This window comes from Chryseobacterium angstadtii (assembly GCF_001045465.1).
Classification (GTDB): domain Bacteria; phylum Bacteroidota; class Bacteroidia; order Flavobacteriales; family Weeksellaceae; genus Chryseobacterium; species Chryseobacterium angstadtii.
The window spans coordinates 545,054-568,791 of sequence record NZ_LFND01000002.1 but is presented as its reverse complement, the minus strand read 5'-3'; the positions used below and the strand labels follow the sequence as shown (position 1 = coordinate 568,791).

Here is a 23,738-nt window from a genome sequence, read left to right as displayed (position 1 = left end):
GGGGTGTTAATCATTCATCTTCTTTAATGATTTTAATTCCTGAAGGGTTTATTTTTGAGACGTATACAAAACTCTCAATATCAATTTCATTATATGCCGATTTCATCAGCCGGGCGATGCTTTCAGCGGTTTCTTTTTTCTCTGCCAGCATAAAAATGGATGGCCCGGAGCCGGAAATTCCGCCACCCAGTGCACCTGCTTGCAGACTTTTTGTTTTAATCTCATTAAACTGAGGAATTAAAATACTGCGGACAGGTTCTATAAGTACATCATTGAGGCTTCTTCCCATCAGAGGAATGTCGTTTTTGAGTATTCCGGCTACCAATCCTGCGATGTTTCCCCATTGTTCTACGGCATCCTTCAGCAGAATATTTTTCTTTAAAATCTGCCGGGCATCGGAAGTCTTTACTTCTACCTGTGGATGTACAGCAGTTACAAAAAGATCCGGAGTATTCAGCGGAATAATGTCAATAGGGGAGGAAGATTTCACCAGGGTGATACCTCCATAAATGCAGGGGGCGATATTATCTGCATGACGTACTCCCGACGCCAGTTCTTCTCCATACATGGCAAAATGCACCATCTCTTCATCGGAAAGGATATTTCCCAATAAAATATTGGCCCCTAATGCGGCTCCGGCGGCGCTAGCCGCGCTGGAGCCGAGCCCGCTGCCGGGTTTTATGTGTTTATGAATAATTACCTCAAAACCTGTTGTCAGCTTCAGATGCTGTTGAATATTCAGGAGGACAACGCCTGCTACATTTTTTGAAGGTTCTTCAGGAAGTCCGAAATGATCGGTATGCCTGATGATAATTTCCGGGCTGTCCAGCAATTTCAGCTCCATTTCATCGTAAGGCTCATGAATAGCCATTCCCAGGATGTCAAAACCACATACCAGATTAGCTACGGTTGCAGGAACCTGTATTTTTATTTTTTTCATAGAATTTATTTTAAACGGATCTCATAATATCTGCAAAAACACCGCTGGCAGTTACTTCAGCTCCTGCTCCGGCTCCCTTTACAACAAGAGGCTGCTCAGAATATCTTAAGGTTTTAAAAATGACGATATTGTCCTTACCGTAAAGGTGATAAAGATCGCTGTCCGGAGCGGCATGCTGCAACCCGACTTTGGCTTTTCCATCTTTGAATTCGGCGGTGTATTTTAAGATATTGCCTTCTTTTTTTGCGTTATTCAGTAAATTTTTAAAATGTTCTTCATAGTCGGTAAGTTTCAGATAGAAGTCTTCAACACTTCCCAGAAGACATTCTTCAGGAAGAAAACTTTCATTTTCGATATCTTCAAACTGAAGAGGGTATCCGGCTTCACGGGCCAGAATTAAAATCTTGCGGGCCACATCCGTTCCTGTAAGATCAAGACGGGGATCCGGTTCTGTGTAGCCTTCTTTCTGTGCCTGGGCAACTACTTCCGAGAATGTTCTGCTTCCGTCATAATTATTAAAGACAAAATTCAATGTTCCGCTTAATACAGCCTGGATTGAAGTGATTTTGTCTCCGCTTTTCATGAGATCATTAATCGTTCCGATGACAGGAAGCCCAGCTCCCACATTGGTTTCAAAATAAAATTTACAGCTGTGGTTCCTTGCTGTATTCTTTAGTAATGTATACTGTTCAAAATCCGAAGATGCAGCAATCTTGTTGCAGGCCACAATATTAATGCTTCTTTTCAACAGGCTTTCATAAACTTCAGGAACTTCAGAACTGGCGGTAACATCAATAAAGACCGAGTTTCTTAGATTTCGTGAAATAATTTCTTCTGCAAAACCATGTATTGATGCTTCAACTCCTTTTTCATTCCAGTTGGCAAATTCACTTTCAGAAATTCCCTGATCTGCAAAAAACATTTTCCGGCTGTTGGAAATCCCGGAAATCCTTAGATTGATAAGGTGATTTTCCCGCAGATACTGATTCTGTTCATAAATTTGCTGTACCAGTTTAGAACCTACATTCCCTGTTCCGCAAAGATAAAGATGAACCTGCTTGATTTCCGATTCAAAAAATTCTTCATGAAGGACGTTCACTGCTTTTCTGGTGTCTTTTTCTGAAATGACAATACTGATGTTTCTTTCCGAAGATCCCTGTGCAATAGCTCTTATATTGATTCCGTTGTTGCCCAGACACCCAAACATTTTAGCACTGATTCCGCTTCGGTTTTTCATGTTTTCACCTACCAGAGCCACAATGGAAAGACCTGTTTCTATCTGTACAGGAGAGGTTCTGTGCAGTTTTATATCATCTGCGAAAGAAGAATTCACAGCGTTTTCTGCATGAAATACATCTTTTTCATTAACAGCTATTGTAATGGAATGCTCCGAAGAACTTTGGGTAATAAGAATCACATTTATTTTTTCAAAGCTGAGACACTGGAACAGTTTTGCAGAGATTCCGGGAATGCCGACCATTCCGCTTCCTTCCAGTGTAAGAAGAGCGATATGACTCATATTGGAAACTCCTGCTGCAGTCTGCTGTTTTTCATCTGCCTGAGTATTTACTTTGTGAGAAACCAAAGTTCCGTGTGCATTGGGATCAAAAGTATTTTTAATGATGAGGTTTATATTTTTTACCATTACAGGCTGTATGGATGGCGGATATAAAACCTTTGCTCCGAAATGGGAGAGCTCCATAGCTTCATGGTAAGATATTTCAGGAATAGGTTTAGCATTGGATACCAATCTCGGATCTGCGGTCATCATACCGCTTACATCGGTCCAGATCTGTAATTCTTTAGCGGAAACGGCAGCCGCAATGATGGCAGCAGTATAATCTGATCCGCCTCTTCCCAATGTTGTGGTATTCCCGTTCTGATCTTTGGCAATAAAGCCCGGTGCAATCGCAATCTGGCTTGTATGTACTGCAGTATAGTTTTTTAAATTGATGTCGGTGATATCAAAGTCGACTTTAGCATTAGAAAAATTACTGTCTGTTCTGATGAGGTCTGGAGCATTCATCCACAGGCAGTCTAAGTTTTGATACTGTAGCCGGGCAGCAATAATGTTAGAAGAAAGAAATTCTCCATAAGAAGTAATTCTGTCTCTGATTTTATCTGTGAACTCACCGAGTACAAAGATTCCATTGAAGATATCTTCCATATCATTGAAATGTTTTTTAACGAAGCTCAGCCATGAACTTTGCTCTAAAACCGGGATCAGTTCTTTGACCAATTCCAGGTGTTTTTCTTCCAGATCTTTGATAAGCGGGATGTAATTTTCATCTTTTATGGAAGCATATTCTGCTGCTTTGATGAGATTATCGGTAACCCCGTGAAGGGCTGAGACTACAACAATAACTCTGTTCTGTACAGATTCTTTTTTAATTATATTTTCTACCAGAAGTATATTTCGGGCATTGGCGACGGATGTACCGCCGAATTTTAAGACTTTCATCTACGATGTATTTTTGAAATTAAGCTAAAACGAAATGCTTACTCTTTAAAAAAAAGAGTACGGGTACCGGAAATAATATGTGAAAATTTACCCCGCTACGGGGTAGATGTTGTAGTTGTAATCGTTGAAGTAGAAACAGAAGATAGCCCCGAAATAAGTAATTCCGGTGCAGAAATATCTGATATGTTTCTTAGAAAATTCATTCTTTACATGACAAATGTACAAATTATTTGATGAGATCAATATTAATTTTATAATAATTGATGTTTTTATACTTGATGTAGGTACATCATAAATTTTTTGTACACTGAAAAAAACTACGTATTTGTAAATACTGAATGTTTTATTAAAGACTGACCTTTTTAATTGCAGATCACAGTAATCATTCAAAAAGGTTCACTTACCGAATATTCAGCGACACCTGCTAGTTCAGGTTTTGTTTTGGAATTTATACTGTTCATATTTGTTTAGTATATCAATGTAGTGTGAAGAATTTATAGACGAGTAAAGTGCAGAGATGGATGATAATCTATGGGGGATTTTAACAGAAGAGATGGGAGGCGAGCTTACTTATTTTTCCTGCTTTTGTAGTATCTGTCTTTGCTCTTTCTTTATTTCTCCCTTAGTTTATCTTATTCTATCATATCATGATCATCAGTTTAAAATATTATATTTATAAACCAAAATAAAATAAATATGAAAAATTTGAAAAAACTTTCAAGAGAACAGAAAAGTAAAATCAGTGGCGGGTTTACCGAGTTTCAGATTGAAACATGCGGTGGAGCGGCTTATGTATGTTTCCGTGGAGGCGGTGCATGGGGATGCTGGAGAAAACCTGGCGGAACCTGTTACCCTCCGATGCTGTAAATTATGGTTAATAGCGAATAATTTCCGACCCGGACTATATGAAAACAGGCTGTCTCAAATGTGAGGCAGCCTGTTTTTTATTATTTTATGCTTTTCGAAAGATCCAGCATGGCTTCGATAGGCTTCAGAGCTCTTAAACGAAGTTCTTCGTCAATAAGAATTTCCGGAAGTTCGTATTTCATGCACAGATACAGTTTCTCCATCGTATTGCGCTTCATGTAGAAACATTCGGAACAGTTGCAGCTTTCGTCAAAAACAAGAGCCGGAATCAGTTCTTTGTGAGGAGCACGTTTTTTCATTTCATGAAGAATTCCTTCTTCTGTGGCAATAATGAATTTCTGACAATCATCTTTTTCTACAAAATTCAGAAGGGCAGAAGTAGATCCGATGAAGTGGGCCAGTTTTAAAACGGCTTCTTCACTTTCAGGATGTGCAATGAGTTTGGCATCCGGATTATCTGCAAGCTGCTGGGCAATTCTTTCCATAGAAAATGCTTCGTGCACAATACAGCTTCCGTCCCAAAGAATCATATCACGACCTGTTTTTTTAGATAGATATCTTCCCAGATTTTTGTCGGGTGCAAAAATAATAGGGCGGTCGGTAGGAAGCGCTTCAATCACGGTTTCAGCATTGGAGCTGGTTACAATGATGTCACTTTCTGCTTTCGTTTCTGCGTTACAGTTGATGTAGGTGGCAATCAGAGCGTTGGGGTGTTGTTCGCGCATTTTTCTCAGACCTTCTCCTGAACATCCGTCTGCCAGAGAGCATCCTGCCATAGTATCCGGAAGAACTACTTTTTTAGTCGGGTTCAGAATTTTAGCGGCTTCTGCCATGAAATGTACTCCACAGAATACAATCATGTCTGCATTGGTGTCTTTGGCCTGTCTTGCCAACTGAAGAGAATCTCCCAGGAAATCGGCGATATCCTGAATTTCTCCCGGCTGGTAATAATGGGCAAGGATCACTGCATTCTTTTCTTCTTTAAGCTTCAGAATGGCTTTCACCAAGTCTTCTCCTTGAGGAATCGCTATATCTTTTATATCCAGAAATCCTCGTACAGGAATTGCAGATTTAGCTTTTTCTAATGTTTCGGTACTCATATCAACCTCAATTTTTTAATTATAGAAGGTAGAGATTAGAAACCAGAAATTAGGGTTTTGGTGCGATTTAAATGTATAAAGGCACAACTAACTTCTAATTTCTAGCTTCTAGTTTCTTTCTATAAAATTTTTTATTAAACTTTCTATTTCTTTTTTTGCTTCATCAAGATCGGTATTAATAACGACCCTGTCAAACTCGTTCGCATAGGTCATTTCTTCTCCTGCCTTTGCTACACGGGTTTTAATGGTTTCAGCATCATCTGTATTTCTGGAAATCAATCTTCGTTCCAATTCTTCAATGGAAGGCGGTTCAATGAAAATGGAAAGGGCTTTTTCTCCAAAATATTTTTTTAAAGAAATTCCTCCTTTTACGTCTACATCAAAGATCACCACTTTTCCCTGGTTCCAGATTTTTTCTACTTCAGATTTTAAAGTACCGTAATATTTATCAGTATAAACTTCTTCATATTCTACAAAAGCATTTTCAGCTATTTTCTGTCTGAACTCCTCCGGGCTTAAAAAATGATAATCCACGGCGTGGGTTTCACTTCCTCTCGGCTGTCTTGTTGTGCATGAAATAGAAAAAGACAGTTCAGAAAATGTTTCCAGAGAATGCTTTACCAATGTAGTTTTTCCGCTCCCGGATGGTGCTGAAAATATAATTACTTTATTCATTGTTTAGTTTCGGGCTGCGAGTTCCCGGTTGCGGGTTTTGGATTATTTTATTCCGAAACACGAACCCCGTACCTCGTAGCTTATAATACGTTTAACGTCTGTTCTTTAATTTTTTCCAAATCGTCCTTCATCATCACTACCAGCTTCTGAATATCTGCCTGATTGGCTTTTGAACCCAGCGTATTAATTTCTCTTCCGATTTCCTGGGAAATAAAACCTAATTTTTTCCCGTTGAAATCTTCATTATCCATTACTTCTTTGTAGTATTTCAAATGCTGGGCAAGTCTTACTTTTTCTTCTGCAATATCAAGTTTCTCCGTAAAATAAGCCATTTCCTGATAGAAACGGGTTTCATCCACGTTTTCAAACTCTTTTAAAGATTTCTGATAACGCTCTTTTACAGCAATGATTCTTTCTTCTTCAAAAGGAATAACTTCTGAAAGGTATCTATCAATATTCTGGATGTTTCTTTCCAGTTCTTCATGTAAGATCTTACCTTCCGTTTCTCTGAATTCTTTGAAACGGTCTACAGCTGCGTGAACAATCTTTGCGAGAGATTCCCATTCTCCTTCTGTAAGCTCGTCTGGTCTGGAAGTAATGGCATCCGGAAGTCTTACTGCCATTTTAAGGTACTCGAAATCCGGACCGTCGGAAGCAATAGCGCGAAGTTCATTCATATAAGAGTCAATTAAACTCTTATTGATTTTCACGTCATTAGACTCTTCCAGATTTTCCAGATTGATGTAGCAGTCTACCTTTCCACGGATAATTCTGTCGTTCAGGATTTTTCTGATTTCAAATTCTTTCTCTTTATAACGTAAAGGAACTTTTATATTTAAATCAAAACTTTTGCTGTTCAATGATTTAATATCGATTGAAATCTTTTTGCCTTCAAAAACACCTTCGGCTCTGCCGAATCCGGTCATTGATAAAATCATAGTTTTTTATTGTTGTACAAAGATAAACATTTAAATTAGCACTGTGAAATCGCAGTGATCGGTAAAATCATTGTTGAAGATTTGGATTCCATATGACCCTTAATAAAAATAAATAACCTGCATATGAAAAATTTGATTTCTGTTGTAGGACCCACCGGAATAGGCAAAACGAGACTGGCCATCGATCTGGCGAAGCATTTCAATACGGAAATCGTTTCCTGTGATTCCCGTCAGTTTTTTAGAGAAATGAAAATCGGTACAGCATCGCCTTCAGAAGAGGAACTGGCGGAAGCACCTCATCATTTTATTGGAAACCTTTCTGTAAAAGATTATTATTCTATCGGGCAGTATGAAGAAGATGCTTTACAAAAACTCAATGAACTTTTTGCCGATCATGATACCGTTATTTTGGTAGGTGGAAGCATGATGTATGAAAAAGCAGTTATTGAAGGCCTCAATGATCTGCCGGAGGCTGATGAAAATAATCAGAAAAAATTACAGGAAATTTTTGAAAACGAAGGAATTGAAAAACTGCAGGAAATTGTAAAGAAGTTAGACCCTGAATATTTTGAAGTCGTAGATTTTCACAATCACAGGAGGCTTTTACGGGCTATTGACGTCATTTGGCAGACAGATAAAAAATACTCCGAACAGATTGCCATTTCACAGGACTCCAGAGATTTTAACGTTATCCGCATCGGAATTGATGCACCCAGAGAAGATCTGTATGACAGAATTAACAGAAGGGTAGATATCATGATGGAAAAAGGACTTCTGGCAGAGGCTGAAAGTCTGGAGGAATTTAAAGATCTTACAGCACTGAAAACAGTAGGCTATTCCGAACTGTTTAAATATTTTGAAGGCGAATGGACTCTTGAATTTGCCGTTTCCGAGATCAAAAAAAACAGCCGCAGATATGCAAAACGCCAGCTGACGTGGTACAGAAAAGCGGATGATATTCACTATCTGAATCTGGGATATTCACAAAAAGACTTTGAAGATTTGCTTGAATGGATCTCTGAGGAATTTCAAAAATAAGTTGTATACTAATTTTAAAATTTCAAGAGATTTTTAACCATTAAGATTTTATTAAGGTTTTTAGATGATTAAGTTGAGCTTCGCTTTAAGTGATATAGGCTTAATAAATCTATGATTTTCCTTAACTAAACTTCATTTCTTGAATGAACTTAATGGTTTAAATTATAATCATAATAGGTTAAATCTGCTCAATCAAATTAATCTGCGTGAGCTAAAAGATAACAATCTTGAATCTCAGATAGATTCAAGAGATTTTGCTGATGTTTTTATTTTCTTTCAATTTCAATGATCTGATTCATGAGAGGAAAAATAAAATGCGGCCCCTTAAAGAGACCGCACCAAAAACAATATAATTAAATTTACTACTTCCAACCGCCGCCTAAAGCTCTGTAAAGATCCACAATACTGCTTAGTCTCTGTCTTTTTACAGACGCAAGATTCAGTTCAGCCTGTAGAGAATTTCCCTGAGCTGTTATCACTTCTAAGTAATTAGCCATCCCGCCTTTGTAAAGCATTTCGGCACTTTTTATTCCTTTTTTCAAGGTGGTTACCTGCTCTGTAGCTTTTTGCTCCTGAATTTTTAAACTTTCATTGGAAACCAAAGCATCAGAAACTTCTCCCACTGCATTTAAAACCGATTGACGGAAAGCCAAAACGTTTTTCTCTCTCTGGATTTTAGCCACATTCAGATCTGTTTTCAACTGTCTTTTCTGGAAAATAGGTTGGGTAATTCCTCCCAATACCGATCCGAACAAAGAAGCAGGAATCTGAAACCAGTTATCAATTTTAAATGAATTGACTCCTCCATTGGCTGTTATTTTTAATGCAGGATACATATTAGCCTGAGCAATTCCTACCATTGAATTGGATTCTAACAGAACAAGTTCCTGCTGACGAACATCGGGACGACGGCTTACCATAGCTGCCGGAAGCCCGGCTGAAATATCCTGTGGAAGAGAAGTGTCAGACATTTCAATCGTTCTGCTGATTTTAGTAGGATTCTCACCTACAAGAATGCTCAGTGCATTTTCCTGGATCGCGATATTCTGTTCCAATTGGGTAATCAGCAATTCTGTAGACTGTTTCTGCGCTGTAGCCTGCTGAACTCCAAGAGAAGTTGTATCGCCGCTTTGCCACATTTTCTCTGTAATGGAAAGGGTATTGGTGCTCAGTTCCAAATTTGATTTTGCAATCTGAATCTGCTTATCAAGCATTAAAAGATTATAATATCCCTGAGCAATTGCTGCCACAACCTGTGTCTGAACCGCTTTTGTTGCCTCATAAGTCTGCAGGTACTGCATTCTTGAAACTTCCTGCTGGTTTTTAATTTTCCCCCAGATATCAGCTTCCCATGAAAGATTGAAAGCGGCATTATAATCTTCAACATGGCTCTGCCCTAAAAATAAATTTAAGCTCTGCCCGTTCATGCTGTTTTTGGATGGTTTTGAAATTTGTGCCGAAACACCGAAACCTACATCAGGATATTGAAGATATTTAGCCTGTTTAAGCTTTTCCTGTGACGAAGCTACCTGTTTTAGTGCAATTTGCAGATCGTAGTTGTTTTTTATTCCTTTTTCAATCAGGCCCTGTAGAATAGGGTCGCTGAAAAACTGTTTCCATTCCAGATTGGCAATGCTGGCGGTATCAGCAGTAGCGGTATACTGGAATTTTTCCGGAAGCTGAAGGTCCGGCTCCGTGTATGCCAGTTTAGACACACACGAAACCGAGGCCACAGCCAATATAAAAGTTAGAAAAATATTCTTTATTCTTTTCATGATTTTTTTTGAATACATTTTTAATTGAGTACAAAAACTTTGAGAAGTTGATCGGCAAAGAGGTCTTTAGTAGGAGAAACACTTTACTTTTTAAACCATTTAGCTTATTGAGGAAATGAAGTTTAGTTAAGGAAAATCAATAGATTTTTAAGACTGTAATGCCTCAAACGGAGCTTACCTTATTATTCTTAACAGCTTAATAATATCTTAATGGTTCACAGAAATTTATTTTTATATTCTCAAAGTTTTGTACATCATTTTATTTATGAATGAGCAGCTGCCAAAAGTTCTTCCTGTTGTTTTTTCAGAAGCCTTTTCTTTTTTCTGCTTGGCATTTTTTCATGCAGATACTGGAAAATCACATACATTACCGGAATAATGAAGATCCCGAATACCACTCCAGTAAACATTCCTCCTACCGTACTGATCCCGATGGAATGATTCCCTTTTGCAGCAGCACCCTGTGTCCAGACTAATGGAAGCATACCAATGATGAAGGCGAATGAGGTCATCAAGATAGGTCTTAAACGAAGTCTTGAAGCCTGAAGTGCAGATTCAATCAATGTTTTTCCTGCTTTTCTTCTCTGAACAGCAAACTCTACAATCAAAATTGCGTTTTTCGCGAGGAGCCCGACAAGCATGATCAGACCTACCTGAACATAAATATTATTGTCGATTCCGGCTAATCCCGTGAAAGCAAATACCCCGAAAATCCCTGTAGGAACCGTAAGAATAACGGCAAAAGGAAGAATATAGCTTTCGTACTGAGCTGCCAATAAGAAATACACAAATAGTATACTCAGAAGGAAGACAAAGGCAGTCTGGCCTCCGGTTTTGATTTCCTCACGGGTAATTCCTGTCCATTCATAACCGAAACCTCTCGGAAGTGATTTCTGAGCCACTTCTTCTACTGCTTTAATGGCATCTCCGGTACTGTATCCCGGTTTTGGAGTTCCGTTAATGGTTACGGCGTTGAACAGGTTATTTCTGGTCACCGTTTCAGGTCCGAATGTTCTTTTTAAAGTCACTAAGGTCTTTACAGGAACCATTTCGCCTAAATTATTTTTAACATAAATTCCTTCCAGAGAGTTGGCGTCCGTACGGTAAGGAACGTCTGCCTGTGCCATCACTCTGTAATATTTCCCGAATCTGTTGAAATCCGATACAAAGCTACTTCCGTAATAAATCTGCATAGTCTGCATCAGTTCTGTTACCGAAACTCCCAGCTGATTGGCTTTATCTGCATCCACATCAATGGTGTATTGTGGATTTCCGGCGGCATACGTGGTAAAAGCGAATGCAATTTCCGGACGTTTCATTAATTCTCCGATAAAGGCCTGGGTAGTTGTTCCCAATTGTTCAAAAGAGCCGTTGGTTTTATCCTGAAGCATAAATTCGAAACCGGAAACGTTACCAAATCCCTGTACTGTAGGGAAGTTGAAGAAGAATGCATTGGCATCTTTCACCTGTGATACCTTTCCTGTCAATGCCGCTGCAATCTGATCCGGATCTTTCATTTCACCACGGTCTTTATAGTCTTTAAGTTTAATGAAACCTGCAGAATATGGAGAAGCGTTGGCATTACTGATGAAGTTCATCCCGTCTGCTACCCAAAGGTGGTTTTTTGCTTTTTCAGCATTTACGATTTTGTCAATCTGTTCTGTTGCTCTGTTGGTTCTTTCCAATGAACTTCCCGGAGGCGTATTCACTGCATACAAAACAAATCCCTGGTCTTCTGTCGGAATAAATCCTGTAGGTGCTTTTTTAATTAAGAAAATACTTGCTGCAACGATCAATGCAAGACCTCCTACAGCTACCCATTTATTTTTGATTAAAAATTTAAGGCTGTAGATATATTTTCGGGTCATATTATTAAAGGCTACATTGAAAGCGTTGAAAAATCTCGCTCCAAAACCTGTTTTCTGACCGTGCTCTCCATGTTCTCCCTGAGGATCATTAAGAAATAAAGCACATAAAGCAGGACTCAATGTTAAGGCATTTACCGCCGAGATCATAATCGCAATTACCAAAGTAAAAGCAAACTGTCTGTAGAAAACCCCTGCAGGCCCCTGCATAAATCCAACCGGAATAAATACGGCACACATCACCAAAGTAATGGAGATAATGGCTCCGGAAATTTCACTCATGGAATTCGTCGTAGCCTGTTCTACCGGCATTCCGGTGTGCTCCATTTTGGAATGGACGGCTTCTACCACTACAATAGCATCATCCACTACAATACCGATGGCGAGTACCAATGCGAACAATGTCAACATATTGATACTGAAACCAAACAGCTGCAGGAAGAAGAAAGTACCAATAATGGCAACCGGAACGGCAATGGCCGGAATTAATGTAGATCTGAAATCCTGAAGGAAAATATATACGACAATAAATACAAGGATAAATGCAATTACCAAAGTTTCTACTACCTGATGAATAGAGGCATCCAGGAAGTCTTTGGAGTTGTACATAATGATAGGTTTCACTCCTTTCGGAAGCGTGGTGGAAAACTGATCTACCTGCTTTTCAATTTCAGTAAGAATGTCGTTGGCATTGGAACCCGCAGTCTGCAGGATAGCGAAACCTGCTACCGGCTTACCGTCTACTCTGTTGGTTGCCGTATAGGTATAGGAACCGAATTCTACTCTTGCTACATCTTTTAATCTTAAAAACGAACCGTCATTATTGGCTTTAATAGCAATGTTTTCATAGTCTCCGTTTTGGTTTAATTTACCTTTATACTTTAAAATATATTCGTAAGTTTCCTTACTTCCCTGCCCAAGACGTCCCGGAGCTGCTTCAAGATTGTGATCTTTGATCGCGGCCATCACTTCCTGTGGAGAAAGATTATTGGCTGCCAAACGGTCCGGTTTCAACCATATTCTCATCGAATAATCCATGGTTCCGAAAACCTGCGCCTGCGCTACTCCCGGAATACGCTGTATCTGAGGGATAATATTGATTTTCAGGTAGTTTTGAAGGAACAGCTCGTCGTATTGTTTAGGATCTTCACTGGATAATCCCATGAACATGATCATACTGTTCTGAACCTTTTGGGTGGAGATTCCGGCCTGAACCACCTCCTGAGGAAGCTGACTCATAGCTTTTGATACACGGTTCTGAACGTTTACGGCCGCATTATCAGGATCTGACCCCTGTTTGAAAAACACGCTCAGTGTCATAGTACCGTCGTTACTGGAGTTGGAGGTCATGTAAGTCATGTTCTCAACTCCGTTTACCGCCTCTTCAATAGGCGTGGCTACTGATCTTGCCACTACTTCGGCGTTCGCTCCCGGATAAAATGCGGTTACCTGAACACTTGGAGGAGCAATATCCGGAAACAGCGTGATCGGCAGATTAAAAACCGATAGTGCTCCCAGCAATAGCAATATAATGGAGATGACCGTTGAAAGTACCGGTCTTTCTATAAATTGTTTTAACATAAGAAGTTTATTTTTTAGATGCTTAAACTTTTATCAATCTGATTATACAACACCTGGATTTTCTTAGTTGATCCATCGGATCTTCATCCAAAAAAACTAAAGTGTTTAAAAACTTTTGTGACTTTTGTGGTCAGAATTAATAAGTTTAAACCGTTCTTATCAATAGTTCGTACTCAGAATTCTTACAAAGGTTTGGCTCTCAGCAAGCTGTCGGATGAAATCACCTTAGGCTTAATTGAAGCACCGTCTTTTAAGTTTCCGATTCCGGTGTACACGATTTTTTCTCCGGCAGAAACCCCTTCAGAAATAAAGTAGTAGCTTTCGGTTTTTCCTGAGATCTTAACCGGTTTGCTGGTTACTTTGTTGTCTTTTCCTAAGATATACACATAGGTTTTATCCTGAATTTCAAAAGTAGACTCCTGTGGAATCACCAACGCATTGGAAAGCATCTGAGGCATGCGTACTCTTCCTGTATTTCCGGTTCTCAAAGCACCCTGAGCATTTGGAAAAACGGCACGGACACTGATGGCTCCGGTTGTTTTATCAAACTGCCCGTCTACAATGCTCATCTTTCCTTTTTCAGGATAAATGCTGTTGTCTGCGATCACAAGATCTACCATCGGCATATTCTTCAGTTTTTCTTCTAAGCTTGCTCCCGGATATTTTTTCTGAAAGGCAATAAAATCCAGCTCACTTAAAGAGAAGTAGGCATAAATTTCACTGATGTCAGAGAGTAAAGTCAATGGATTGGGATCTGTTCTTGAAATCAGACTTCCTTTTTTGTAAGGAATTCTTCCGATATAACCGCTTACCGGTGCAGTAATGGTTGTGAATCCTACATTGATTCTTGCATTTCCTACAGAAGCTCTGGCTTGTGACGAAGCGGCAACAGCGGCTGCATAATTAGCTTTCGCGGTTTTTAATTGTACATCGGAAACTACTTTCGCAGCAACTAGTGGCTGAAGTCTGTCAACTTCTACTTTCGCTTTCTCGATATTGGCATTGGCAGCCTGAAGATTCGCCTGTGCCATGTTCATCTGCTCGCCGTAGCTTCTTGAATCTATTTTAAACAGGGGTTGTCCTGCTCTTACGTAAGCTCCTTCTTCTACATAGATTCTGTCCAGGTATCCGTCTACCTGAGCTCTGATTTCTACATTGTTTTTACCTTCCAGTGCGGTAGGGAATTCCTGATATGTTGTCGCTGGAGATGTGATCACGGTATAAACCGGAAGCTCCGGAGCAGACGGTGCTGCATTGGAACCTTCTGCTGCTTGGGTACAGTTCTGCAAAAGGATAATACTTGATATAAGTACGATAAACCTTATTTTTCCAGGTATTTTCATTGTTGGTTTAATTTTTTTAATGAAGTGTTAGATTTAAGTAATAGTGTTCTTTTAAATAAAATCTGTTATTTTTCCTAACGCTGTTAATATTTGGTTCAAAAAAAATTACAGAATTTTTAATCAATCGTCAGATCGTCATTTTCATAATAGCTGTCTGTTTTTTTAATGTTGGTTGGATATATATAATGAAGGTGTATTAAATATGTGTTAATTTATCTAACAGTGTTAATCATAGAGTAAAAGGTGTCCTATAATTTTTAATAATAGTTTTCATGGTTACTTTTTTTATTTTTAAACTGAAAATTGGATCTGAATCCAATGTTATTTTTCCTAACGGTGTTAATTTTTGATTCAAAAAAAATTTACAAAGACTTAATGAATGCCGAAACTGTTTCATCCAGAGTCGTTTTGTTCATTGTAGAAGGAATATCTGCATTTCGCATCATCATAATGGAGATTAGTCCGTGTACCGCTGAAAACAAAGCATGAGACATATGGCAGGCATTGTCAGGATTTGATCCGTTTTTCTTAATAATATTGTAGGTACATTCATAGATAAGGTCCTGAAATGAAGAAAATTCTTCCTTCATCTGGCCTTTACCACTGCATTGCATTCCCAGACCAAACATCAGCTGATAGTATTCCTTATTTTTAAAAGCAAAGTTCCAGTATGCATCTACAATAGCTGTAAGCTGCTCTTCCGGAGTATCAAATTTCTGCTGGGCTTTTAATAATTCTATATGAAGACAATGAAAGCCATTGATAGAAATTTCATACAAAATAGCTTCTTTGTTTTCAAAATAATCATAAACCACAGGAGCGCTATATTCAATAGCATCTGCTATCTTACGCATGGAAAGTGACGCCCAGCCCTCTGTTTTAGCCAAACCGAAAGCCGCCTGCAAAATATTTGCACGGATGGATTCTTTCTCTCGTTGACGGCGTTCATGTAAGCCCATGATTTAATTACTAACAGTGTTAGCAAAACTACAAACTTTTAGATATATCTTCCAAATAATATTTGATAATTAACATTTAACGCAAGTTTATAAATTCCCGGATTGGCTTATATTAAAAGAAACTTTATCTTTGCGGTTAAAGAAATTAAAGGATATGAATACTCCCTCCAATATGCTGGCTCTAGGAACCAAAGCTCCGTTTTTCGAGCTTCCAAACCCTTCAAAAACAAATGAAATCCAATCTCTGGACGACCTGAAAGGTGAGAAAGGAACACTGGTGATCTTTATGTGCAACCATTGTCCGTTTGTTCTTCATGTAATTGATAAAATCAACGAACTGTATGAAGATTATAATGAAAAAGGGATTGAATTCATTGCAATCAATGCCAATGATGTAGAAAAATATCCTGCGGATGCTCCGGAAAAAATGATCGAGTTCCAGATTGAAAGAAAATTTGATTTTCCTTATCTGTATGACGAAAGCCAAGCCGTAGCCAAAGCTTATGATGCAGCCTGCACACCGGATTTCTATTTCTTCGATGATAAGCTGGACCTGGTCTATAGAGGGCAAATGGATGATTCAAGACCGGGAAATAATAAAGATGTAACCGGAGAAGATCTGATCATTGCTTTTGAAAACCTTCTGTTGGGTGAGTCTCAGGAAGAGATCCAAAGACCAAGCATGGGATGCAATATCAAATGGAAATAATGATATAATGAGTGGTTGAAAATTTTTAACCTTCATCTATATAATAAGTATAAAGCTGTTCTTTTTTAGAGCAGCTTTTTTTATGCATCAACATCCGTGTACTCTGCAAAACCTGTGAGAAATAAAAATATCCATAGCTTTTTATCATATTTTAAAGAGATGCTTCGACTCTGCCCAAGATGATGAAAAAATGGTCACCTTAGCTTACACACTCACCTTATTATGAGAATAGTTCTTAATAAATTCAGAAGGAGTTTTTTCTGTATATTTTTTAAACATCCGGTTAAAATAAGTCACGTTATTAAACCCGCAGCTGTAACTGCATTCTGAAATACTCTTATCCTGAGCCATGAGGAGACAGGCTTTGTTTATACGGTAACGATTCACAAATTCCGTGAAAGTAATCTGCGTAGCTTTTTTGAAAAAATTACAGAAAGCCGGAAGTGTAAGATTGGCGAGCTTGGCTACATCTTCGATATTAATTTCCTTATCATAATGATGTTCTACATAAGTGAAAATATTTTCCAGCCTTGTTTTATTTTTCGAGATAATGGTATACGGCATAATTTCCTTGTTTAATAGGTCGTAGTCCTTACATTTTGAAAGTTCAAATAAAATTTCAAGCAGAAGCAGATATCTTTTATAACCCTCTGATTCCAGGAGCAGTTTGAGCTTGGGGAGCATGGCTTTTTTAATCTTGTGATGAAAATGAATTCCATATTTCGAAAGCTCCAGAAGATTTTTAATGGATCTGGCTTCTACTTCCTGCTGGGGAAACTGAAGAATCTCTTCCCTGAACTGAAGCACGATTTCTTCATGAGGATCCGTAGAATTTAATCCAAATCCGGAATGCGGGATATTAGTCCCGATCAATACCAGATCGCCATTGGTATAATTGCTTTTGTGATAGCCCACGTGTCGGGTTCCGTTTCCGGAAATAACGCAGACGAGTTCAATTTCGGGATGATAATGATACTCCCATTTGAATTCGCTGATAGGCGAGTTGTTGTGCAGCGTGCGGAAGGAACTCTTTTCGCTAGGAATTATTCTCTCAAAACTAACTTTCATTTCATTAATCGTATTTATTAGATAAAAATACTAATTATATTAATATAGTTCAAATATTGATTTATTGTGTTAAATTAATGTTAAGCGAAATGCTTCTATCTTAGCCGACAAGAAATGATCTCCATGAAAAATTTCAACATTAAAGCTGTATTGTTTTTGAACTATTTTGTTTTCGCGATTCTTTTGAATTCCGTGGGAACGGTTATTTTGCAGGTACAGCAAAACTTTGGAATCTCAAAATCTTCGGCCAGTGTTTTAGAAGGATTTAAAGATCTTCCCATTGCGATATGTTCTTTTATCCTCGCTTCATTTCTACCGAAGATAGGCATCAAAAACTCTATGCTTATTGCTCTTTCTTTGGTAAGCTGTATGTGTTTTGTAATGCCTTTTGCCAATGATTTCTGGTTTTTCAAATTGTTGTTTGCTGTAGTAGGAGTTTCTTTTGCATTAATCAAGATCTCGGTGTTCACTTCTATTGGCCTTGTGACCAATACAGATAAAGAACATTCAAGTTTCATGGGATTTCTGGAAGGTTTTTTCATGATCGGGGTTTTGGCTGGGAATGTACTTTTCAGTTTATTTATAGATGATCACAATCCGAAATCTACTCAATGGCTGAATGTATATTGGGTATTGGGAGCAGTTTCTTCATTATCATTTCTGTTTTTATTCTTTTCAAAATTAAATGAAAGCGAGGCCAGAAGTGAAAAAACGGATTTACTGGGAGATTTGAAAAACAGCATAAGCCTTTTCAGCTATAAAAAAGTACTGTTTTTCCTTTTGTGTGCCTTTCTGTTTGTGTTGGTAGAACAGAGTTTCCAGACATGGACTCCTACATTTTATAAAGAAATTTTGAAGCTTCCAACTTCTATGAGTATCCAGGCCGGAGCAGTTCTGGCCGGCGCTTTTGCACTGGGAAGATTTTTATCAGGTTTTTTCTCCAAGAAATTCAGCTGGATTTATGTAGTTTCTTTCTGTGTAATAGGGTTTGCAGCCAGTATTCTTTTGGTTTTGCCATTAACTCACAATATTCAGATCAGTGAAGGAACAGGTTGGTTGAATGCTCCGCTTGTCGTGTATTTATTTCCTTTGATGGGAGGTTTGCTGGCACCGATTTATCCAAGTATCAATTCTGTAATTCTGGCATCTATCCCGAAATATTTACACAGTGCCATGTCCGGACTGATTGTGGTTTTTTCCGCTATCGGAGGGACAATAGGTTCTATGATCACGGGGTTTGTCTTTCAGGAATTCAGCGGGCAGCAGGCATTTTATCTGTCACTGATACCGCTTTCATTACTGATTGTTTCAGCCATTTTCATGAATAAATTAAAAATAAATCCTAAGAAATAAAAATGAATAAACAGCTTTACATAAACGAAATCCAGGCTCTTTTTGATGATGTGCAGAGAGCGGAAATCTTCGAAGATCAGAAGATGATGACAGATGCCGTTCCCATGTTTTCTGTTTCGGAGATCAATGCGGAATACGAAAAGAAAAAGAAGGAGAAAGGATTTAATCTGAAAGACTTTGTGATGGCCAATTTCGACTTCCTGGGAGCGAAAATTTCTATCCACAGAGAAGGGCAGCTGCCTATTGATGAGCACATCGAAAAGCTTTGGGACGAACTTACCCGCACGGCTTATGAAGAAAAAGGAACTCTTCTTAAACTTCCGAAGCCTTATATTGTACCGGGAGGCCGTTTTAATGAGTTTTTCTACTGGGACAGCTATTTTATTATGCTTGGGCTTCAGGTTTCGGGAAGAACGGAAATGATGGAGAATATTGTGGAAAACTGTTCCTATTTAATTCAGAATGTAGGTTTTGTTCCGAATGCAAGCAGAACTCATTTCCTGAGCCGCTCACAGCCTCCTTATTTTTCGCTGATGCTGGATCTTCTTTTCGAAACCACCCGTGACGAAAAAATATACACTCAATATCACGATACTTTAGAGAAAGAATATGCTTTCTGGATGAATGGAGAAGAATGGCTGGAGAATGATTCCTGTGTGAAAAGAGTGGCCAAAACGAAGAACGGGGATATTCTGAACCGTTATTATGATGCAGAAAATGCACCGCGTCCTGAAAGTTACCTGATTGATATTGAAGACAGCGAAAACGCAGGAGAAGAATTTTACAGAAATATAAGAAGTGCCTGCGAATCCGGCTGGGATTTTTCCAGCAGATGGTTTGCGGACGGAGAACATATACAGACGATAGAAACACTGAATATTGCAGAAGTGGATCTGAACAGCCTTTTATGGCATTTGGAAAAAACACTGGCCCAATCTTCAGCGCTTCTGAACCTGACAGAGAAAGAGAATTATTTTACTCAAAGAGCAGCAAGACGCAGACAGATGATCGACACTTACTTTTGGGATGAAAACACTGAATGTTATAAAGATTATCACTTAAAAAAACACAAAAACACACCGTCTGAACATATTGCTGCTCTTTACCCTTTATTTTTAGGACTGGCAGACAGCAAACAGGCAGGATCTGTTGCTAAGATAATCGCAGAAAAATTTCTTTATCAGGGAGGTCTTGTAACCACCACAAAGAAAAGCGGGCAGCAATGGGATCTTCCGAATGCATGGGCTCCTTATCAGTGGTTAGGCTTTAAAGCCATGAAAAATTACGGCTTTGACGAGCTTGCCGAAAAAATAAAAAACAACTGGTGCGGGAATGTGGAAAGGGTGTACAGCAATACCGGAAAATTAATGGAAAAATACAACGCGTTAGACACTGAAACAATTGCGGGAGGCGGAGAATACCCGAATCAGGATGGATTCGGATGGACAAACGGGGTCTATCTCAAATTAAAACAAAACTAACTCTATAAAAATCATATGCTATGAAAAAAAGATCGATATTTTTAATGGCTGCCACCGCTACGCTTTATTTTAACAATGCGTATGCCCAGGAAACTCCTCAGGATTCCATCAAAACATCTTCGATAGATCAGATTGTAATCACCGGGAACTCCGGCCCGAAAAAGAAAATAGAATCCAGTACGGCTATTTCCACTTTTACGGCAAAAGAAATTCAGAAACAGAACCCTATCAGTGCTGCGGCTCTTTTGCAGAGAGTTCCGGGATTTGCTGTGGAAACTTCAGGAGGTGAAGTAGGAAACAACCTTTTTGCAAGAGGTATTCCTTCTGCGGGAGCTTACGAATTTGTGCAGGTTCAGGAAGACGGGCTTCCCGTTTTTGAGGACGGAGCGCTTCAGTTTGCCAATGCAGACAATTTTTTCCGTGTAGACAATACAGTAAGCCGCCTGGAAGCTTTGAGAGGAGGTTCAGGTTCTATTTATGCGAATAATTCTCCTGGGGGACTCATCAACTTTATTTCCAAAGAAGGGAGTAATGATTTTAAAGGAACGGCCAAGCTTGAAACCAGTACTTACGGATTGATGCGTACGGATATGAACGTAGGCGGAGCTTTGGTACAGGATAAACTTTTCTTTAATGTAGGCGGATTCTACAGAACAGATAACGGAATCAGAAAGACCGGTTTCAGAGCTAATAACGGAGGACAGATCAGAATGAATCTTAAATATGTCTTCGATAAAGGTTATGCTAAAATATATTACAAAAAACTGGATGACAGAAATACATTCTACCTTCCGATTCCTTTATTGCAGGATGGAAATGATCTGAAAGAATTCCCGGGTTTTGATGCCAACTACGGAACTTACAGCTACAGAGCGATCAGCCAGCTTAATATCCCACAGGCGGGCGGAGGATTTTTCAAAAGAGATCTTGAGAACGGAATTCATCCCAAAGTAGATGTGGTAGGGGCAGAATTTAAATATGATCTTGGAAATAACTTCAGTGTTCTGAACAAAACGAGATACACCAATATCAACATGGAATATACGGGAATGTTCCCGGCAGGAGCTCCTCAACTGGCTTCTGACTTTGCCAGCGGTATGGGAATGAGCAACTATCAGTATTCTCTTGTAGGTAGCGGTTCTATTGTGAATCCGCAATATGTACAGAAATTAGGATTCTGGGCTATTGATAAGCAGATGAATAATTTTGTGAATGATTTGCAGTTCAATTATAAATTCGACAAAGGAAATGTAACGGCAGGTTTCTATAAATCTAACTGGAAATCACACCAATACTGGAACTGGAGTAATATTTTGACCACAGCTTCAGACAGACCGGAACTTTTAAATTTAGTGAATCCTTCTATGAGCCCTTCAGATGTAGGGTATTCTAAAACTTATAACGGAGTTACAGATATGTCATTCCTGATCAGAGATTCTCAGATCCAGGGAAGTCTTAATGATCTTTATCTGAACCTGGATTATAATATTACAGATGCTCTTAGTTTTAACGGAGGAATACGTTACAGCCGTGATTATTATAAAGGATATGGAGTGAATACCACTACCGGAAATCTGAATAATTCAGGATTAACAACAGATGGTACGCACAGCTTTGCCACAACTACCGCTGATGATAATATGGCCGTGTTGGGAAATAAGTACACGTACTGGTATTATGACATCAATAAGGTTTCCTATACTGCGGCTGCCAACTATAAAATCAATAAGCAGAATGCTGTTTACGCCCGTTTTTCACACGGATTCAGATCTCCTAACGAAGAGGCGTATTATAACAATATGTCACATCTGAGTGCAATTAAAGCAGTAGGGACCAATCAGCTGGAAGTAGGATACAAGTATTATTCCCGTACTTTCGATATCGGAATTATTCCTTTCTATTCTACCCTTAACAACCTTTCATTTACTGATGTATATTCAGACGGAACTTCTGAGAATAAGTTCGCCAATACCACCAACTTTGGGGTAGAAATTGAAGGGTATACCAGACTGTTCAACAACATTCTTGAAGTAACATTCAACGGAACTATTCAAAGTCCGAAATACAAGGATTTCGTAGGAAAGAATGCAGACGGAACTACCTTTGACTATGACGGAAACACCGTAAGAAGAATGCCTAAATTCTACTTTAATATTTCTCCGGCCGTAAATATTACGAAGCAGTGGAGAGCTTATGTAAGCATGAATTATTACGGAAAACGTTTCCAGAACGAAGGGAATACAGATGATAATATTCTGCCTTCATTCACCGAAGTAGGAGCGGGAATGTCTTATCAGTTGGGTAAAATACGTTTTGCAGTAGACGGGACGAATATTTTTAACACCATCGGAATTACAGAAGGAGATCCAAGATCTCAGACTACAGCAGGAACGAATATCAGAATGGCAAGACCAATTATGGGAGCTGCAGCAAGAGCATCTATTACATTAGATTTTTAGACTTATATTTATTTCTTCATATCACCAGAAAAGCCGCTTAAATTAATTTAGCGGTTTTTTTGTTATAGAAAAAGTAGAGTAATTTATGTGTGTTTTATCAATTTGATCTAAATGATCTGTATTGAATAAAATAAATAGATGGCGTATGTTGTTGATTTTTAGTATTGTTTTATTGATGATATTTCTTTGTATTCTTCCATTAATCTTATGTTTTCTCTGGTGTATTTTAAAAGGAATTTTTTATAATTTTACGTTAAAACATTGTCATGAAAAAAATAGATCCAATGAACGTTGAACAATACATTGAAAAATTTCAAGTTCATGAAACACTTACAGAAAAGAACTTTTCTGAGATATTTTCAGAAATAATAAAGAACGCAGAAAATTTTGCGATAGGTCCTTTTTTTTATTTCATGCCTAGTTATGTAGATCATAAGATGAGGCAAATAAGCGAGAATATTACTGATATGACTCCGTTTTCAAGGGAAGAATGGCTTAGTAAAGATTTCACTTTCTTTTCCTCGGCCTTTCATCCGGACGATCTCGAATATATTGTTGCAGCGGCAGCATTTACAAAAGATGTTTATTTGAATACGGATAAATTATTTCGGGATAAGCTAAGATTTAATTTATATTCCAGATACAAAAACAAAAATGAAGAATATAGATGGGTATTGATACAATCGTGGTTTTATATTAATTCATTCAATGAAATTGAAAGTGTTTTATACATTTTTTATGATCTGTCCCATCTTCAAATTACCAATATGCCTCTTCTTTCCGTAATTGATTTCAATAATGAAGAAGTACAATATTATAAACATTTTGAGCAGAAAATTAATAAAATTGATTTCCAAATACCACAAATAACTAAACGAGAAAAAGAAGTTTTAAGGTTAATGGCAGAAGGATATACCACTCCCCAAATTTCTGAAAAATTATTTATTTCTTATCATACCGTACAGAATCATAAAAAAAACCTGAGAAGAAAAACAGATACCACCACATCATCAGAACTTATTGCTTTTGTAATAAAATATAATATCCTATGGATCTGATTATTATGGAATATGGGGTACTGTTTTTTTAAATTCCTTCTATTGGAATACAACTCTTATACTGAGAA

Annotated in this window: 17 protein-coding genes; 7 read left to right on the top strand and 10 right to left on the bottom strand. The window is 38.3% G+C overall.

Features of this window, described 5'->3' with window-relative positions; all coding sequences use genetic code 11:
- Positions 1 to 10: 10 nt before the first annotated feature.
- Positions 11 to 940 carry a homoserine kinase gene (locus ACM46_RS07900; RefSeq protein ID WP_048506075.1) on the bottom strand — a complete coding sequence of 310 codons (930 nt, stop codon included), beginning with the start codon at positions 938 to 940 and terminating at the stop codon, positions 11 to 13.
- 10 nt (positions 941 to 950) lie between these two features.
- Positions 951 to 3,401, bottom strand: a complete 2,451-nt coding sequence (gene thrA / locus ACM46_RS07895) for a bifunctional aspartate kinase/homoserine dehydrogenase I (RefSeq protein ID WP_048506074.1) — start codon at positions 3,399 to 3,401, stop codon at positions 951 to 953.
- Positions 3,402 to 4,097: 696 nt separating this feature from the next.
- On the opposite strand from thrA, the gene ACM46_RS23320 reads away from it, so the two are divergent.
- Positions 4,098 to 4,268: a bacteriocin-like protein gene (locus ACM46_RS23320; RefSeq protein ID WP_157859432.1), complete on the top strand. Its 171-nt coding sequence runs from the start codon at positions 4,098 to 4,100 to the stop codon at positions 4,266 to 4,268.
- Positions 4,269 to 4,348: 80 nt separating this feature from the next.
- On the opposite strand, the gene nadA is transcribed toward ACM46_RS23320, so the two are convergent.
- The 3 genes from nadA to ACM46_RS07880 form a co-directional block, all read right to left on the bottom strand.
- Positions 4,349 to 5,368, bottom strand: a complete 1,020-nt coding sequence (gene nadA / locus ACM46_RS07890; protein WP_048506073.1) for a quinolinate synthase NadA — start codon at positions 5,366 to 5,368, stop codon at positions 4,349 to 4,351.
- Between the two features lie 108 nt (positions 5,369 to 5,476).
- On the bottom strand, positions 5,477 to 6,043 hold the full coding sequence (gmk, locus tag ACM46_RS07885; RefSeq protein WP_048506072.1) for a guanylate kinase: 567 nt from the start codon (positions 6,041 to 6,043) through the stop codon (positions 5,477 to 5,479).
- A gap of 80 nt (positions 6,044 to 6,123) precedes the next feature.
- The gene (locus ACM46_RS07880) at positions 6,124 to 6,981 is read right to left on the bottom strand and encodes a YicC family protein (RefSeq protein ID WP_048506071.1); all 858 of its coding nucleotides are present in this window, start codon (positions 6,979 to 6,981) and stop codon (positions 6,124 to 6,126) included.
- A gap of 123 nt (positions 6,982 to 7,104) precedes the next feature.
- Between ACM46_RS07880 and miaA the strand changes: the two genes are divergently transcribed.
- On the top strand, positions 7,105 to 8,019 hold the full coding sequence (gene miaA, locus ACM46_RS07875) for a tRNA (adenosine(37)-N6)-dimethylallyltransferase MiaA (protein ID WP_048506070.1): 915 nt from the start codon (positions 7,105 to 7,107) through the stop codon (positions 8,017 to 8,019).
- Positions 8,020 to 8,381: 362 nt separating this feature from the next.
- Here the strand turns inward: miaA and ACM46_RS07870 are convergent, their stop codons facing one another.
- From ACM46_RS07870 to ACM46_RS07855, 4 genes are all read right to left on the bottom strand, one after another.
- Positions 8,382 to 9,794 carry an efflux transporter outer membrane subunit gene (locus tag ACM46_RS07870; protein ID WP_048506171.1) on the bottom strand — a complete coding sequence of 471 codons (1,413 nt, stop codon included), beginning with the start codon at positions 9,792 to 9,794 and terminating at the stop codon, positions 8,382 to 8,384.
- 263 nt (positions 9,795 to 10,057) lie between these two features.
- Complete coding sequence (locus tag ACM46_RS07865; RefSeq protein ID WP_048506069.1) at positions 10,058 to 13,240, bottom strand: efflux RND transporter permease subunit; 3,183 nt, start codon at positions 13,238 to 13,240, stop codon at positions 10,058 to 10,060.
- A gap of 182 nt (positions 13,241 to 13,422) precedes the next feature.
- On the bottom strand, positions 13,423 to 14,583 hold the full coding sequence (locus tag ACM46_RS07860; RefSeq protein ID WP_048506068.1) for an efflux RND transporter periplasmic adaptor subunit: 1,161 nt from the start codon (positions 14,581 to 14,583) through the stop codon (positions 13,423 to 13,425).
- 362 nt (positions 14,584 to 14,945) lie between these two features.
- On the bottom strand, positions 14,946 to 15,542 hold the full coding sequence (locus ACM46_RS07855) for a TetR/AcrR family transcriptional regulator (protein WP_048506067.1): 597 nt from the start codon (positions 15,540 to 15,542) through the stop codon (positions 14,946 to 14,948).
- Positions 15,543 to 15,696: 154 nt separating this feature from the next.
- Here ACM46_RS07855 and ACM46_RS07850 point away from each other — a divergent pair, with 154 nt between their 5' ends.
- Positions 15,697 to 16,251 carry a thioredoxin family protein gene (locus tag ACM46_RS07850; RefSeq protein ID WP_048506066.1) on the top strand — a complete coding sequence of 185 codons (555 nt, stop codon included), beginning with the start codon at positions 15,697 to 15,699 and terminating at the stop codon, positions 16,249 to 16,251.
- 204 nt (positions 16,252 to 16,455) lie between these two features.
- Here ACM46_RS07850 and ACM46_RS07845 read toward each other — a convergent pair whose 3' ends face one another.
- A complete protein-coding gene (locus ACM46_RS07845; RefSeq protein ID WP_048506065.1) occupies positions 16,456 to 17,319 on the bottom strand; it encodes an AraC family transcriptional regulator in 864 nt (287 codons plus the stop codon).
- 123 nt (positions 17,320 to 17,442) lie between these two features.
- On the opposite strand from ACM46_RS07845, the gene ACM46_RS07840 reads away from it, so the two are divergent.
- The 4 genes from ACM46_RS07840 to ACM46_RS07825 all read left to right on the top strand — a co-directional run bounded on the left by ACM46_RS07840 (position 17,443) and on the right by ACM46_RS07825 (position 23,670).
- Positions 17,443 to 18,672 (top strand): MFS transporter, encoded by a 1,230-nt coding sequence (locus tag ACM46_RS07840; protein WP_048506170.1) that lies wholly within the window; start codon positions 17,443 to 17,445, stop codon positions 18,670 to 18,672.
- 2 nt (positions 18,673 to 18,674) lie between these two features.
- Positions 18,675 to 20,153: a trehalase family glycosidase gene (locus tag ACM46_RS07835; RefSeq protein ID WP_048506064.1), complete on the top strand. Its 1,479-nt coding sequence runs from the start codon at positions 18,675 to 18,677 to the stop codon at positions 20,151 to 20,153.
- A 20-nt stretch (positions 20,154 to 20,173) separates the two neighbouring features.
- The gene (locus ACM46_RS07830; RefSeq protein ID WP_048506063.1) at positions 20,174 to 22,612 is read left to right on the top strand and encodes a TonB-dependent receptor; all 2,439 of its coding nucleotides are present in this window, start codon (positions 20,174 to 20,176) and stop codon (positions 22,610 to 22,612) included.
- Between the two features lie 266 nt (positions 22,613 to 22,878).
- Positions 22,879 to 23,670: a LuxR C-terminal-related transcriptional regulator gene (locus tag ACM46_RS07825; protein WP_053082684.1), complete on the top strand. Its 792-nt coding sequence runs from the start codon at positions 22,879 to 22,881 to the stop codon at positions 23,668 to 23,670.
- Positions 23,671 to 23,738 lie beyond the last annotated feature (68 nt).